The 16,396-nt window shown below is 37.1% G+C and carries 11 protein-coding genes; all 11 read left to right on the top strand.

What is annotated here, in order from left to right:
• Positions 1-110 precede the first annotated feature (110 nt).
• The 11 genes from ACFPM4_RS05570 (at position 111) to gltB (ending at position 16,384) form a co-directional block, all read left to right on the top strand.
• Positions 111-1,241, top strand: coding sequence for a M20 peptidase aminoacylase family protein (locus ACFPM4_RS05570; protein WP_382348775.1), 1,131 nt, complete (start codon positions 111-113; stop codon positions 1,239-1,241).
• 423 nt (positions 1,242-1,664) lie between these two features.
• On the top strand, positions 1,665-3,044 hold the full coding sequence (purB, locus tag ACFPM4_RS05575) for an adenylosuccinate lyase (RefSeq protein WP_382348778.1): 1,380 nt from the start codon (positions 1,665-1,667) through the stop codon (positions 3,042-3,044).
• A gap of 3 nt (positions 3,045-3,047) precedes the next feature.
• On the top strand, positions 3,048-3,554 hold the full coding sequence (locus ACFPM4_RS05580; protein ID WP_382348781.1) for a GNAT family N-acetyltransferase: 507 nt from the start codon (positions 3,048-3,050) through the stop codon (positions 3,552-3,554).
• A gap of 23 nt (positions 3,555-3,577) precedes the next feature.
• Positions 3,578-4,729 carry a M20 peptidase aminoacylase family protein gene (locus tag ACFPM4_RS05585; RefSeq protein WP_382348784.1) on the top strand — a complete coding sequence of 384 codons (1,152 nt, stop codon included), beginning with the start codon at positions 3,578-3,580 and terminating at the stop codon, positions 4,727-4,729.
• Positions 4,730-4,770: 41 nt separating this feature from the next.
• Positions 4,771-6,618 (top strand): TRAP transporter permease, encoded by a 1,848-nt coding sequence (locus ACFPM4_RS05590; protein WP_382348787.1) that lies wholly within the window; start codon positions 4,771-4,773, stop codon positions 6,616-6,618.
• A 52-nt stretch (positions 6,619-6,670) separates the two neighbouring features.
• Complete coding sequence (locus tag ACFPM4_RS05595) at positions 6,671-7,633, top strand: TAXI family TRAP transporter solute-binding subunit (protein WP_382348790.1); 963 nt, start codon at positions 6,671-6,673, stop codon at positions 7,631-7,633.
• A 5-nt stretch (positions 7,634-7,638) separates the two neighbouring features.
• Positions 7,639-9,165: an amidase gene (locus ACFPM4_RS05600; RefSeq protein WP_382348793.1), complete on the top strand. Its 1,527-nt coding sequence runs from the start codon at positions 7,639-7,641 to the stop codon at positions 9,163-9,165.
• Positions 9,166-9,197: 32 nt separating this feature from the next.
• Positions 9,198-10,199 (top strand): M14 family metallopeptidase, encoded by a 1,002-nt coding sequence (locus ACFPM4_RS05605; RefSeq protein ID WP_382348795.1) that lies wholly within the window; start codon positions 9,198-9,200, stop codon positions 10,197-10,199.
• A 170-nt stretch (positions 10,200-10,369) separates the two neighbouring features.
• Positions 10,370-10,705 (top strand): hypothetical protein, encoded by a 336-nt coding sequence (locus ACFPM4_RS05610; protein ID WP_382348798.1) that lies wholly within the window; start codon positions 10,370-10,372, stop codon positions 10,703-10,705.
• Between the two features lie 117 nt (positions 10,706-10,822).
• Entirely contained in the window at positions 10,823-11,611 is a 789-nt protein-coding gene (locus ACFPM4_RS05615) for an AraC family transcriptional regulator (protein WP_382348801.1), read from the top strand.
• A 309-nt stretch (positions 11,612-11,920) separates the two neighbouring features.
• Complete coding sequence (gltB, locus tag ACFPM4_RS05620; protein WP_382348804.1) at positions 11,921-16,384, top strand: glutamate synthase large subunit; 4,464 nt, start codon at positions 11,921-11,923, stop codon at positions 16,382-16,384.
• The last annotated feature ends 12 nt before the right edge of the window (positions 16,385-16,396 follow it).

Below are 16,396 nucleotides of genomic sequence, written 5' to 3' on the forward strand. Positions count from 1 at the left end.
TCTGAGATTTGCAATTTAGAAATAATGGAATGATCACTAAACATAAACGAAGAGTGATCATCAATAACGAATTATTACGATATTTATCGCATAGAAGGTAGGGAACTACAATGAGTGTGAATCTACAAGAAAAGTTGATACGTTATCGACGTGAGTTACATATGTATCCAGAATTATCGATGCAAGAATTTGAAACAACGCGCAGGATTCGTCAATGGCTTGAGGAAGCGGGAATATCGATTTTAGACTTACCATTGAAGGTAGGTGTAGTAGCAGAGATTACCGGTGAACAGCCTGGTCCTACCATCGCTTTAAGAGCTGATATCGACGCTTTGCCAATTAAGGAGAATACTGATTTACCTTATTCCTCTTTAAGAGAGGGGATTATGCATGCATGCGGGCATGATTTCCATACAGCAGCAATGATCGGTGCAGCAACCCTTTTGCAAGCTAAAAAAGCAGAATTGAAAGGGACGGTACGAATTATCTTTCAGCCAGCAGAGGAAATCTCTCAAGGTGCGATTGAAATTGATAAAGCAGGTGGACTTGAAGGTGTTACAGCCATCTTTGGAATGCATAATAAAACAGATCTACCAGTAGGCACAGTTGGTGTACGGGATGGTGCCTTAATGGCGAGTGTTGATCGATTTGAAATAGAAATAACTGGTGTCGGGGGTCATGCAGGAATTCCCAATAACGCGATAGATCCAATTGTGATTGCGAGTCAAATAGTGACAGCACTACAAAGTATCATTAGTCGCAATGTAGATCCATTCCATAATGCAGTTATAAGTGTTACACGGATTCAATCAGGAACTACTTGGAATGTTATTCCTGAAAAAGCAGTACTAGAAGGTACAGTGAGAACATTTCAAGATGAAGCGCGAGAACTTATTCCAACGTTAATGAAGCGGACTGCAGAAGGCATTGCCCAATCATTTGGAGCAGAGGCGAAATTCCATTGGTATCCATATATGCCTGTTGTCGATAATGATAGTAGTTTACGAGACATAATAACAGAAACAGCAGTAGAGCAAGGACTACAAGTAGTGGAGGCAGTTCCAAGTCCTGCTGGCGAAGATTTTGCTTATTATCAAACGAAAATTCCAGGCTATTTTATCTGGATGGGAGTTGATGGACCATACGAATGGCATCATCCAAAGTTTGTATTAAACGAAGATGCACTAATCCTTGCAGCCGAGTATTTTGCTAGATTAGCGGAGAAAGTGTTAAATAATTAAATAGCAATAATATAAGAATCGATAGATTAAATTACACTAATCTACTCGATTCTTTTTTATTTTTACTTAAGGAGTTGATTGAACATATTAATGCATTCATTTTTAAAGCAAACTTATAATTTTGATAAAAATAATTTAAAAATCTTTTCTTAATATATTGATATTTTATCTTTAGTTCATTATATTATATAGAAGCATAATAATTCATATTTGTTTAGTTGGAATTAGTGAAGGTAGAAATTCTATATATATACCAAAAATATACAAAAATAGTCTTATTTCGACAAAATCTCTTAGGGAATAATCGGGGTTATTATGTTAAATTTATAGTTTAAATATTTATAAAATACATACTAAGTGAATAAAACTATTATTTTGAAAAAACATTATTATCAAAATGATTTGAAAGGAAGGGGTAAAATAATGCCATCTCATGTGATAGATATGATTATGTTAAAAAACACCTTTGGAACCGAAGAAATGCGGTCTGTATGGTCAGATGAAAATCGATTACAGAAACATTTTGATGTAGAAGCTGCGTTAGCATTAGCAGAAGGGGAATTAGGTGTAATTCCGATGTCTTCTGCCCAGAAAATTGCCAATAATGCCAAAGTTGAATTAGTCGACATAGAAGAAATAGCTGCTGGAATTGCTAAAGTAAAACATTCACTAATGCCAACCGTAAATGCGTTACAAGAATTAAGTGGAGAAGATGGAGAGTATGTCCATTATGGAGTGACAACACAAGATATTGTAGATACTGGCACGATACTACAACTAAAAGAAGCTCATGAAATTATTGTTAACGGTGTAAAAGATATTATGAAAGAGTTAATACGATTAGCAAAAGAGCATCGGAATACGCCTATTGCAGGTAGATCGCATGGAATGCAAGGACTCCCTACTACATTTGGCTTTAAGTTAGCAGTGGTTTTAAGTGAGATGTTGCGTCATTTGGAAAGATTAAAAGAAGCAGAACAAAGGGTTTTTACAGGAGTGCTTAGCGGTGGTGTTGGAACATTTGCATCATTTGGTGACAAAGGTCCTCAAATAGAAGAATTGGCCTTGAAAAAATTAGGATTAAAAGCTCCGGAGATAGGCTGGCATTCATCTCGTGATCGAATTGCGGAATATGCAAATATTATAGGCTTGATAAGCGGTACACTCGGTAAGCTTGGGAATGAATTTTATAATCTAATGCGCACAGAAATAGATGAAGTAGAAGAACCATTCTCAAAAGGAAAAGTTGGTTCCTCTACAATGCCACATAAACGGAATCCTGCCGCTTTCGAAGGAATTGCGAGCTTAACAAGACCTATTTTGCAAAGTGTTTCTTTAATTCAACATTCATTAATCGTAGAGCATGAACGCGATGCAATGTCATGGCGAGCAGAATGGATTGCACTTCCTGAGATTTGTATATACCTATCATCTCAATTGGCAAATACGAAGGCTGTTCTGAACGGTTTAGTAGTCAAACCGGAAAACATGTTAAGAAATTTAAATATGTTAGGTGGGTTATTGCTATCAGAAAGAATCATGTTTGCTCTATCGGAAAAGTTAGGGAAGCAAACAGCCCATCATTTAGTATATGAATTATCGATGAAGGCGATAGAAGAAAAGCGCACATTTAAAGAATTACTTATTGAAAATGAATATATCGCTACTGTCCTAACTCCTGAACAAATTGACGAACTACTGAATGTCGAAACATATTTAGGATCTGCACCACAGAAAGTAGATCAAGTGATAGAAAGTGTAGAGAAGTCTGGTTTACTAAACACAAGTAAAAGTGAGGTTTGAAATATGGAATTAACATATCGACAAGCTACCCTGAAAGACGCAGAAAATCTTCATCATTTAATAAAGCTTGCATATGCATCTAATCGTGAATATGGGATTAATTTTGCTGCAGTATCAGCAGACATTGATTTAATAGAACATCACATAAAAACAAATATATGCTATTTAGCAGAAGAGAACGGAAAATTAGTTGGTACTATATCTCTTCGGATGCCGTGGGGATTACAGCCAGGCCCATCAGGAGTTCCACACATTGGTTGGTTTGCAGTAGACCCAACCTTAGGAAAGAAAGGTATTGGAAGCAAAATTTTAGAATGGCTGGAAACCGAAATATTACAGGATCAATTAAAAGTTCCTTTTGTAACCCTAGGGACTGCCGATAAACATCCATGGCTTGCAGACATGTATACACGTAAAGGGTATCAAAAGTTCGCGGAGAAGGATTTAGGTAAGGGGCACATAACGTATTATTTTAAAAAGATCATAAGAGAAGATCTACTACAAGAGTAATTTAGAAGAAAGCGGGGAGTTAAATGCCAGGCGTAAAATTGTACGATCATTTATTAGAGAAACTAGTAAGCTATCGACGTGAATTGCATCAATATCCTGAACTATCAATGCAAGAATATGAGACTACGAAGAGAATACGAAAATGGTTAAAAGAAAATGACATCACAATTCTGGACTATCCATTGAATGTAGGTGTTATTGCCGAAATTACTGGTGATTTACCAGGTCCAACTATAGCATTAAGGGCTGATATTGATGCTCTACCAATAAAAGAAGATACCGGTCTCCCATTTGCTTCAAAAAATGAAGGGGTCATGCATGCTTGCGGACATGATTTTCACACTTCATCTATGATAGGTGCAGCTATTCTATTGCAAGAAAAGAGAGCAGAACTAAAAGGAAATATCCGAATTATTTTTCAACCTGCAGAGGAAATCGCAAAAGGTGCGATTGTAATAGAAGAATCTGGTGCATTAGATGGTGTGGAAGCAATATTCGGTATGCATAATAAACCTGACCTACCTGTTGGAACTATTGGGGTGAAGGGTGGTCCTCTAATGGCAAGTGTGGATCGATTTGAAATAGACGTAATAGGGGTAGGCGGTCATGCTGGAATTCCTAATAATAGTGTCGATCCAATTGTCGTTGCAAGTCAAATAGTAACTGGTCTGCAAACAATTGTTAGTCGTAATCTAAGTTCATTTCATAATGCGGTCATTAGTGTAACAAGACTTCAAGCAGGTAATACGTGGAACGTTATTCCAGAAAAGGCGGAGCTAGAGGGGACTGTTCGTACATTCCAAAATGAAGCGCGCGAACTCATTCCTCAGCTAATGAAACGAACTGCAGAAGGGATAGCAGCTGGCTTAGGTGCATCCATCGATTTTCGTTGGGATTCGTATTTGCCAGTTGTGAATAATGATACCAAGTTTACAAAAGTAGTTTCTGAAACAGCGGACAAGCTAGGGTACACCGTTGTAGAAGCGGAACAAAGTCCTGGTGGAGAAGATTTTGCATTCTATCAGACAAAAATACCTGGTTACTTTGTATGGATGGGAGTAGGAGGAACTAAGGAATGGCATCATCCTGCATTTAACTTAAAGGAAGAAGCTCTACATATTGCGGCACATTATTTTGCGAATTTAGCAAGTAATGTGTTAGAGGATTGGAAGTAAAGTTTATTAGTAAGATGTACTAAATGGAGGTGTACTAACTCGTGACGAAGCGAATTATATTTTGGCTATCGGTTGCCTTCGTATTATTCCATATAATAACACCATTTGTTGGGGTAATACCTGGCATTGGTCAAAGGGCAATTCACTTAGGTTTAATTCTCGTTATCTATTATCTTTCCTGTTTGTTTAAGAAAGAGTCCAATATATTCAAAAGAGGAATTGATAGCTTACTAGTTCTTGCAAGTGCTTCAAGTATTATCTACTTGATGAAAATTGACTCAACCATTGATATGAGAAGTGGAATCATCTACACGGAGGATATTGTTTTTGGGATATTCCTAATTGTAGCTTTAATTGAGGCAACAAGAAGAATTGTTGGAAATGCCCTTGCAATCATTACTATTCTATTTGTTATTTATGGTTTTGCAGGTCCATATATGCCTGGGATATTATCGCATCCAGGATTAACCCTGAATCGTTTTATAAATATTGTCTATTTATCTTCTGATGGCATATTCGGTGTTGCATTGTATGCGTCAGCTGTCTATATCGTATTATTCATCATTCTAGGAGCTGTATTTGCAGAAACTGGTGTTGGAGATTATTTTACCAATTTAGCAACAAGATTTTTTGGACGTTTACGTGGAGGCCCTGCAAAAGTAGCTGTTGTTTCTAGTGCTTTATTTGGCTCTATTAGTGGCAGTGCGATGGCCAATGTAATTAGTACAGGAACTTTTACAATTCCTTTAATGAAGAAGAGTGGGTTTAAGACAGATTATGCAGCAGGTATTGAAGCGTCTGCATCAACAGGTGGGCAAATCATGCCACCAATAATGGGAGCGACCGCTTTCCTAATAGCTGAGATTGTGGGGATTCCCTACTTTGAGCTAGTAAAGGCGGCATTCATTCCTGCATTATTATATTTTGCTGCTGTTCTTATGACTGTTGATCTATATGCTAGACGCAATGGGATTCAAGGGATTCCTTTAGAGGATTTACCTAAATTAAGCAACTTAGTTAAACAATTATACTTATTAATCCCTCTCGTTTTCTTAGTTATTTTATTAGGAGTGTTCAATTCTACCATCATGAGGGCAGGGATTTGGACGATTGTTGTTACATTAATTGTTGTAATGTTTAACAAGAAAACTAGATTAAACAAGGAAAAACTAGTGAAATCAGTGGAGGGTTCAATAAATGGTGCAACAACGGTAGCTATTGCCTGTGCTGTTGTCGGTATTATTATTGGTGTCCTAATGAGCTCAGGATTGGGCTTTAGAATATCAAATATTATTATCGATGTTGCTGGCGGAAACATGGCAATTTTATTAATCCTAACGATGGTCGTATCTCTTATTTTAGGTATGGGCTTACCGACTACTGCTGCATATTTAGTATTAGCAGTATTAGTAGCACCAGCGATGATTGAAATGGGAGTAGATCCATTGGCAGCTCATTTATTTATTTTCTACTTCGGTATTATTTCAAATATAACTCCTCCAGTAGCACTTGCATCATTTACGGCTGCAGGCGTTGCCAGAAGTAATCCGAATAAAGTAGCCATTCAATCATTTAAGATTTCATTATCAGGATACATCCTTCCATTTATGTTTGTATATAATCCAGTCTTACTATTTGAGGGAACTTGGTATGATATTTTACTAGCTTTAGTGACATCATTAATAGGAGTCTACTTCTTATCCGCTTCACTTGAGAAGTATTTTGTGTCATGGCATCTACATTGGATCGAAAGAATTATGTTATTTGCAGCAGCGTTATTACTAATTGATCCAACTATCCTAACTGATGTAATAGGTTTAGGTATATGTGCAATTATTGTTATATCTAAAATTATTAAATCGAAGAATGTAATTACAGCTTCTAGTTAATAAAGGTGAATATCACTTTTATAATAAATTTTTTACTTAGGGGGAAACAAAGATGAAAGGAAGAAGTAAATTAATCATCTCTGTATTGACACTTCTAGTTGTAAGTATCGTCATTGCAGGATGTGGTAAGAAAGATGGGAATACAATTCGGATTGGTTCAGGTCCGAGTGGTGGTCCAAACTATATGATTGTAGCAGGTATTAGTAATTTGGTAACGGAAGAATTCTCTGACTACAATATATCAACAGAAATTACTACTGGTAGTCAAGAAAATATCCGTATGATTGCTCAAGGTGATGCTCAATTTGGTATTTCCATGGTTGATGCAGCTTACAATGCATACAATGGAACACGTGAATATGATAAGGATACAAAAGAAAAAATTAACTTTGTGATGGGTGGTCCAGCAACATTAATCCACTTCATGGTTAAAGCTGATTCTGATATTCAAAGCATTAATGACTTGAAAGGGAAAAGTGTAGGGGTTGCTCGTGGTGTCATGGGCCAATACTATATGCCTATCATATTAGAAGCTTACGGCTTAACTGATAAAGATGTAGATGTAAAAGTTCTAGAATTAGCTGATATATCAAATGCGTTGGCAGATGGAACAATTGACGCAGGTGCTCATATTACACCATTCCCAGAAACTACTACATCTGATTTAGCTGTTACACAAGGGATTAGATTACTAGAATTTGAAGAAAATATTGCGAATAAGATTATTGAAGAAAATCCTTATTTCTTCTTAGGGGAAATTGATGGTGGAACATACAGCGGTATTGACAATACGGTTAAAACAATTGGTACAAGAAATGTTTTAATTGCTAGTACGGATGTAGATGAAGAAACTGTATATAATTTTGTGAAAGTAATTGATGAGAAATTTGAAAAATTAAAATCAATTCATCCACAAGCAGATGCTTTTAATAGAGACAATGCGTTAGGTGGACAGTTATTCCCAATACATCCAGGTGCAGAGAAGTATTATAAAGAAATCGGTGTACTAGAATAAGGAGAATGGAAGGGATAAATATGTGTGCTGACAAAGCAATTAACACTGGTAATCCAGCCGCCCAAAAGGCTGGATTATCCCCTTCTACTTCTATACAAGTAGAAGAAGCAACTATTTTACAATTACAGCAAGCGATGGAAAAGGGAGAAGTGAACTCCCAAATATTAGTACAACAGTATGTAGATAGAATTCAAAAATATGATAAACAAGGACCTGCCATAAATGCGATTATTAACCTTAATGCAGATGCAATGAATGTAGCAAAGGCCCTTGATGAAGAAAGAGCTACACAAGGTCCTCGCAGTTTACTTCATGGAATACCAATCATTTTAAAAGATAACTACAATACAAAAGATATGCCGACAACTGCCGGATCTGTTATTTTTAAGGACTCCATCCCACCGAATGATGCTTTCTTAACAAATCTTCTTAGAAAAGCTGGAGCAGTTATTCTAGCAAAAGCTAATTTACATGAATTATCTTTTGGCATTTCTACGGTTAGCTCTTTAGGTGGACAAACTTTAAATCCGTATGATTTAGAGCGCAATCCAGGAGGATCTAGTGGAGGAACTGCAGCTGCTATAGCTGCAAATTTCGCTGTAGTAGGAATGGGAAGCGATACTGGAAATTCAATTCGCTTGCCATCCGCTAACAATAATCTAGTTGGACTACGACCAACATTTGGGTTAACAAGTAGATCTGGATTAGTTCCAATATCAAAAACACAGGATGTGGGAGGGCCGATAGCTCGTACTGTCTCAGATCTTGCTATTGTAATGGATATAATTGCAGGCATTGTAGATCCCGATGATCCTAGTACGGAACTTGGTAAAGGAAAAAGATCGTCTAGTTACTTAGATTCTTTAAATGAAGAGTCCCTTAAAGGCAAGAAAATAGGAATATTAACAGACTTTTTTGGCGCAAGTGATGAGGCGCAAGCGACTAATGAAGTCATTAAAGTTGCGATAGATGATATGAAAAAACTTGGTGTAGAATTTGTTGATATTACTATCCCAGAAATCAAAACGATAGATGCCTATGTAGTGAAAATGGAATTTGAGGCAACGTTTAATAAATATCTTGATTCTTTAGGAGAAGATAGGCCAGTCTTATCTTTCCGTGAGATGGTGGAAGAGAAACAATATTTACTATCTATTGATAAACATCTCACATCATCTTTAGGGTTAACAATGGATTCAACGAAGTATATAGAAACATTTAACAATAGACAGAAATTACAAAATGTGATTCTTGAAAAAATGAGGCAACTTAATTTAGATGCCATTTTATATCCAACAGTTCGTACACCACCAGCTTTAATTAAAGAAGAAAGATGGGAAGAGACAAACGGAAATCTATGTGCACATTCCGGGCTGCCAGCAATTAGCGTACCAGCAGGATTTACCGCAAACGGATTACCGGTTGGTTTAGAGTTGTTAGCAGAACCATTTGCAGAAGCGAAGTTAATTAGTTTTGGGTATGCATATGAACAAGCTACAAGGCATCGAACTCCACCTAAACTTACACCATAATTTCAAACTTACTGAAATGAGGGGAGAAAGAATTGATTAATATTTTTGATATGACAGTAGAAAGAGGAACTAAAAAGATTGGGAAAGTCCTAGTAGGCCAAGTTGCATTTGGTGCAGACGTGTATATTCCTGTTTTAATTATTCATGGACAAAAAGAAGGACCTACTTTTTGGGCGAACAGTGCTATTCATGGAGATGAGTTAAATGGCTCTGTTGCTTCATGGGAATTGTTCCATGAATTAAATCCTGAGGATGTATCTGGTACATTAATTTTCACACCAATTTCTAATCCATTAGCGTTTGAAAACCGTGATAAAGTTTCAGATGTAGATATGCTAGATATGGATACTGCATTTCCAGGAGATCCAAATGGATTATTTGCTCAAAGGGTAGCCTATATCCTATTTAAGGAAATAAAAAAACATGCTACTTATCTATTAAACTTCCATACATTAAACACTCAATATAAGGCAGTACCTTATACTGTTTCCAAAATAGTACCGAATGCATCAGAAGAAATTGTAAGGAAATCTAGAGAAATGGCTCTCATCTTCGGTACTGAAACAAACTGTGTTGTTAATCTAGCAACTGCTGCTGGAGAGTTGCCAGGAGTAACAAATGGTGCGTTAGATATTACATGTATTCAAAATAACATACCTGCTTTTATGGCTGAAGTTGGGTCTGGTGGAAAAATAGAAGAAGAATATGTTTCTATTGCTAAAGAAGGATTGAAAAATCTGTTTGTTCATTTAGGATTCATATCTGGAGAAATAGATAAGCCAGAGAGACAATATATCATTACGAAACGGAAGTTTTTAAGAGCGGATTACGGAGGGTTAGTTTCCGTAAAAGTCGAGCCTGGTGAGAAAGTAGAAGCTGGCACGGTATTAGCTGAAACTCACTATTTTGGTGAAGAAATCTACTCAACAAAGTTTAATGAAAACTCCTATATTATAGCTACAAGAGTAAATCCAGTAGTAAACACAGGAGATCGCCTAGCTTTTGTTGGGTTGGAATGGGAAGAAGTAAAGTAACTAATATGATAGCCAACATTAATTCAGAAAGTCGCAATCACTTAAAGTGGTTGCGGCTTTTTTCATCCAATTGTTATCTATTTATAATCGAATAGCAATCTACCTGAAAAGATTATCACATACAATTAAAAAGAGATAATCGATTATTTAACAAAGGAAGGAGTTAGAAAATGGAGGAGTACATAAAAAAATCATTGGATGATTGGAAATTGGAAATTTGTGCACTGTTGGATGAAATAGATAAGGAATATGACAAAGTAAAGAAAGAACTAAGAATATATTCCTATAAATTTAGCATTACAAAACAAGTGATTCAAAGCACTGTAAATGACGAAATCATACGAGATATTCGTGAGCTATACCATACACCTTTTGAGCAAAGGTTTAATGAACTGAAAGCAGATATTCAAGATTTAGAAGAGAAGAAGAAAGTTTTTCAAATGTTTGTAGATAAAATTGATAAGGTGAAGGGAAAAGAATCCGATAAACCACACGTAACTGTATAGTAAGAAGTTTGGCCTTTCAATAATTTGAAAGGTTTTTTCATCTTTAATAGTTGCAGCTTATTTAATAGAAAGAATATTATATATATGTAGTCTGTTTTTTGAAAGAGGGGGAGTTTAATGCTTCATCTGAATCCAGAACAATTTGAGTTAAAACCTGCCATTGCCACTATTCATTGTGAACCGAATTGGCGATGGAAAAAACGAGAAAAACCAATGCCTAATTACGACCTATTCTATGTGTGGAGTGGAGAAGGGACATTGCAATTAAATAACAAATCATATGAAATTAGTAAAGGGCATTGTTTCCTCTTTAAACCTGGTGACTACACTTCAGCAACACATAATCCACAAAATCCTCTTGTTATTACATATATTCATTTTGATGTACCTGAACATACTCCGCTAATACCACGTGCTCATCGGATTGTTGAAAATACGATTCGTTTTGAGGCATTACTTAGTCAATGTGTTCGTTTGTTCCTAGTTCCGGCATATGGTTCTGAAGTGGAAGTGAAATTAATAATAAAACAATTAATGATTCATTTATTGAGAGAAGAACTAGATGAAGAAGAACTAATAGCGGATCAAAGTAATAAGCTGCAAGAAACAATTCACGAAATCGCAAACTTTATTCAGCAACAACCTGGTAAAGCCCACACAATTGAAAGTTTAGCAGCACGAGCAAGTCTCTCACCAAGATATTTTTCACAGAAATTTAAAGAAATCATGGGACAAACAGTTAAGTCCTATATAGTTTATTCACGCATCAAACGTGCAGAGCATTTACTTCATTATACAGGCCTAACAGTTACAGAAGCTGCAGATGCCCTCGGATATAATGATCTTCATTTTTTTAGTAGACAATTCAAGAAATACACAGGTAGGAATCCATCCGATGTACGATAAGATTAAAAAAACACCAAGCAATCGCTGCTTGGTGTTTTTTGTTGTTTGCACGCTTGTACAAAAACTGATGTAAAAAAGTACAAACGATTATTCATTTACTACAAATGGATGTAGTTGTAGATAGTAAGTTTAAAGTGGCTTTTAAGTTGTCTTGTCCCTTTTGTTAAATGGAAAATTTAAAAAATCTTTATTATTTTATACAAAAAGTGCAAATGTTTCATCAGTAAATGTAAAGCATATCGCCCTTCTCGTTGATATCATAAATGTAACAAGAAAACACCGGAAAATGGTAAAAGAGGAGGATACGGCATGGAACGAAATTGGTCCAAAGAACAGCAAGGGCTATACAATCCTCAGTTCGAACATGATGCTTGTGGAATTGCAATGTTAGCCAATATAAAAGGGAATAAATCACATTCGATCGTTTCACAGGCGTTAACGGCACTGGAACGTTTAGACCATCGTGGTGGTCGTGGAGCGGACAATCGATTAGGGGACGGAGCAGGAATTTTAACTGAAATTCCACATCGATTGTTTCAACTAGAGCAAGAGGCGGCAGGGGAAGCCTCTTTAGAAAAAGGAAAATATGGAGTAGGGATGTTATTCCTTCCACAACAATTAGAAGCGAGACAACGTTCAGAGGCGTTGATTGAATCGACCATAAAGGCGGAAGGACTCCAAGTGATTGGTTGGCGAACTGTTCCGACTAATGATGAAACATTAAATAACGATGCAAAGCAAACACAACCTTTCATCCGCCAACTTTTTATCGTTTCTCCATTTAAGGAAGCGAGTGATATTCGCTTTGAAAGGAAACTCTATCAAATTCGTAGAAAAATAGAAAATCAATTAAAGAACGAGCTCGAAGAACAGACATATATCGCTAGTTTTTCAGCAAGAACGATCATCTATAAAGGCTTACTGTTACCAGAGCAACTACGAGAATTTTATCTCGATTTGAACAACGAAGCTTTTGAATCGGCATTTGCAATGGTTCATAACCGCTTTAGTACAAATACATTTCCGAGTTGGCGACGTGCCCAACCAAATCGTTTTTCCATGCATAACGGAGAAATTAACACGATAAATGGAAATATGCATTGGATGCAAGCACGAGAAGGTGCATTTCAATCAGATGTATTGCCAATCACTGAGGAGTTACGACCAGTCATCGATGAAGATGGTAGTGATTCCGCCATGTTTGATAATGTACTAGAATTCCTCGTATTAGCGGGTTGGTCTTTACCTCATGCGATGATGATGATGGTTCCAGAGCCTTGGCAACATAACCCATTATTAACCGATACCAGAAAAGCATTCTATCAATACCACAGTATGCTGATGGAGCCGTGGGATGGACCTGCGGCAATGGCATTTACCAATGGAGAGCAAATTGGTGCATGCTTAGATCGAAATGGATTAAGGCCGGCACGTTATATATTAACGGAAGATGATTTTATCTGCTTATCCTCTGAGGTTGGGGTAGTGGATATCCCAGAAGAAAAGATTATTTTGAAAGATCGCTTGAAACCAGGTCAAATGTTATTGGTTGATATAAAACAAGGGCGCTTGTTGCTAGATGAAGAAGTTAAACAACAAATTTTTAGCCAACAGCCATATAAATCACTTGTTAATCAACAAATCACCTCAATCGATAGCCTAAAAGCAAAAAAACAACAGGAACAAATTCTTGATAAAAATGTACTTCAAACGTTGCAAGCAGCATTTGGCTATACGAATGAAGAGGTTGAAAAAGTAATTAAGCCAATGATAGAAACAGGAAAAGAACCGATTGGCTCGATGGGATATGATGCACCACTCGCCGTGTTATCCAACCAGTCACAGCTATTATTTAATTATTTCAAACAAAAATTTGCGCAAGTAACTAATCCTCCTATTGATGCAATTCGAGAAGAATTGGTTACATCGATGGAAATATTACTTGGACCTGAGGGGAATTTACTTAACCCGGCTCCTACTGATTATCATAAAATCCGACTAAGCACCCCGATATTGTCAGATAAGGAAATGGGGAAACTTGCTTATCTGGAAAGGAAAAGGTGGAAAACAAGTAAGGTCCCAATATTGTTTTCCATTGCAGAAAAGGATGGTTTAGAGAAAGCCATTCAGGAATTGATGATACAAGTAGATCAAGAAGTAGAACAAGGTAGTAAATTATTGATTTTAACGGATCGTGATATTACGAAGGAATACGCAGCAATCCCTTCATTACTTGCTGTTTCTGCTGTTCATCATCATTTAATTAAAACAGGGAAACGGAGTAAGGTAAGTATCATTATCGAATCAGCAGAGCCTCGCGAGGTACATCATTTTGCAACTCTACTCGGATATGGGGCAAATGCTATTTTTCCATACTTAGTTCACGCTTCATTATCTCAATATTCAGACGGCAAGCTTACAGAAGAAGTTTTAACACAAAATTATGTTCAGTCCATTACAAAGGGCATTCTGAAAATAATGTCCAAAATGGGAATCTCTACAGTTCAAAGCTATACTGGAGCACAGATTTTTGAAGCGGTTGGGATTAGTTCTGAAGTAGTTAATCAATACTTCCCAAGAACCCCGACTCAAATTAGTGGATTAACGATAGAAGATATTGCCTTAGAAGTGAAAGTAAGACACGAAAGAGCATTTGATGGGGGAAGCTTGGAAACTGGTTCTGATTTTCAGTGGCGTAAAGATGGTGAATCACATTTATACAGACCAGAAACCATTCATACACTCCAGCTCGCATGTCGGACTGGGAAATATGATTTTTATAAAAAATATAGCAGCATGCTCTATGAAGATATGAACGAGCAAAATGCATTACGAGGATTACTAGATTTTCAATATAGAAATGAGCCAATACCACTGGATGAAGTGGAATCTGTAGAGAGTATTCTTAAACGATTTAAGACAGGAGCAATGTCTTACGGATCGATAAGTAAAGAGGCACACGAAGCAATCGCAATTGCCATGAATCGCATTGGTGGAAAGAGCAACAGTGGAGAAGGTGGGGAAGACCCGGAACGCTTTTTCCCAATGGAAAATGGAGATTGCAAGAATAGCAGAATCAAACAGGTTGCTTCAGGAAGATTTGGTGTTACTAGTTACTACTTAGTCAATAGTGATGAAATTCAAATAAAGATGGCACAAGGTGCAAAACCAGGTGAAGGTGGTCAGTTAGCTGGCCATAAAGTTACACCGGAAGTAGCAAAAACAAGAGGATCTACACCGGGAATTGAATTAATTTCACCACCACCACATCACGATATTTATTCAATTGAAGACTTGGCACAACTAATTTATGACCTTAAGAATGCGAATGACCAAGCGCGAATTAACGTGAAGCTAGTGGCAGAAGCTGGTGTAGGAACAATAGCTGCAGGAGTAGCGAAAGCAAAAGCAGATGTCATCCTCATCAGTGGGTACGATGGCGGAACAGGTGCAGCAGCAAAATCAAGTATTAAACACGCGGGGCTACCTTGGGAGTTAGGTCTTGCAGAAGCTCATCAAACATTAATTCTGAATGGTCTACGTGAAAAAGTAACATTAGAAACGGACGGAAAAATGATGAATGGGCGCGACGTTGTCATAGCAGCTTTACTCGGAGCAGAGGAATTCGGTTTCTCAACATTGCCATTAGTAACATTAGGCTGTGTCATGATGCGAGTATGCCATTTAGATACGTGTCCAGTTGGGATTGCAACGCAAAATCCTGAACTACGCAAAAAAATGATGGGAACCGCAGATCATATCGTGAATCTCATGCACTTTATCGCTCAGGAAGTTCGCGAATATATGGCAGAGCTAGGTTTTAGATCACTCGACGAGATGATTGGGCAAACAAAGTATTTAAAGCGATCTGATAGAGGTAACTGGAAATCGCAACGTCTAGATTTAGCGCCATTATTGCACCAGCAATTAGAAGGCAACTTAGTGAAAGACAAACAAGACCATGAGCTAGAAAAAAATCTAGACAGTCGTGAGTTACTACCTTTATATCAGCAATCGTTTATAAAGGATGAGCATATAAATGCCGTCTTCCCAATTCGAAATATCGATCGATCTGTCGGCACATTACTTGGAAGTGAAGTATCGCGCGAGTTTGGTGAAAAAGGATTAGCAGAAGACACAATTAAATTGAATTTTAAAGGGTCAGCTGGACAGAGTTTTGGAGCATTTATTCCAAAGGGGATATCTCTGAAACTCGAAGGGGATGCGAATGATTATGTTGGAAAAGGACTATCTGGTGGGAAAATCATTATTCATCCATCTGTGAAATCAAACATTGTAGCAGAACAAAACATTATCATCGGGAATGCTGCTTTCTACGGCGCAACGTCGGGTGAAGCCTATATTAAAGGAATGGCTGGTGAAAGATTCTGTGTTCGGAATAGCGGAGCCAATGTAGTAGTGGAAGGGATTGGCGATCATGGCTGTGAGTATATGACAGGTGGTAGAGTCGTCATTCTTGGTGACGTAGGTAAAAACTTTGCAGCTGGTATGTCTGGTGGGATTGCCTACATCTTAAAATCAAATGAATCCCAGTTCACGAAGAAATGCAATCAAGAAATGGTCGTCATTGAATCATTAGATGACCAAGAAGAACTGGTCTTGGTGAAGCATCTAATTGATCGACATGCACGCTATACGAAAAGTAGAGTAGCCAACCGAATTCTAGAAAATTGGAAGTTTTATAGCACGCAATTTATTAGGGTCATCCCGAAGGAATATAAGCGTGTTCTAGTATTAGAAAAAATGAGTTGAATCACTACCTTA

This window comes from Lederbergia graminis (genome assembly GCF_042655485.1).
Classification (GTDB): domain Bacteria; phylum Bacillota; class Bacilli; order Bacillales; family Bacillaceae_C; genus Lederbergia; species Lederbergia graminis.

What these genes read in the sequence shown, in the direction of transcription:
- ACFPM4_RS05570 (WP_382348775.1), top strand. Translation starts at nt 111, where the DNA reads ATGAGTGTGAATCTACAAGAAAAGTTGATACGTTATCGACGTGAGTTA.
- purB (WP_382348778.1), top strand. Translation starts at nt 1,665, where the DNA reads ATGCCATCTCATGTGATAGATATGATTATGTTAAAAAACACCTTTGGA.
- ACFPM4_RS05580 (WP_382348781.1), top strand. Translation starts at nt 3,048, where the DNA reads ATGGAATTAACATATCGACAAGCTACCCTGAAAGACGCAGAAAATCTT.
- ACFPM4_RS05585 (WP_382348784.1), top strand. Translation starts at nt 3,578, where the DNA reads ATGCCAGGCGTAAAATTGTACGATCATTTATTAGAGAAACTAGTAAGC.
- ACFPM4_RS05595 (WP_382348790.1), top strand. Translation starts at nt 6,671, where the DNA reads ATGAAAGGAAGAAGTAAATTAATCATCTCTGTATTGACACTTCTAGTT.
- ACFPM4_RS05600 (WP_382348793.1), top strand. Translation starts at nt 7,639, where the DNA reads ATGGAAGGGATAAATATGTGTGCTGACAAAGCAATTAACACTGGTAAT.
- ACFPM4_RS05610 (WP_382348798.1), top strand. Translation starts at nt 10,370, where the DNA reads ATGGAGGAGTACATAAAAAAATCATTGGATGATTGGAAATTGGAAATT.
- ACFPM4_RS05615 (WP_382348801.1), top strand. Translation starts at nt 10,823, where the DNA reads ATGCTTCATCTGAATCCAGAACAATTTGAGTTAAAACCTGCCATTGCC.
- gltB (WP_382348804.1), top strand. Translation starts at nt 11,921, where the DNA reads ATGGAACGAAATTGGTCCAAAGAACAGCAAGGGCTATACAATCCTCAG.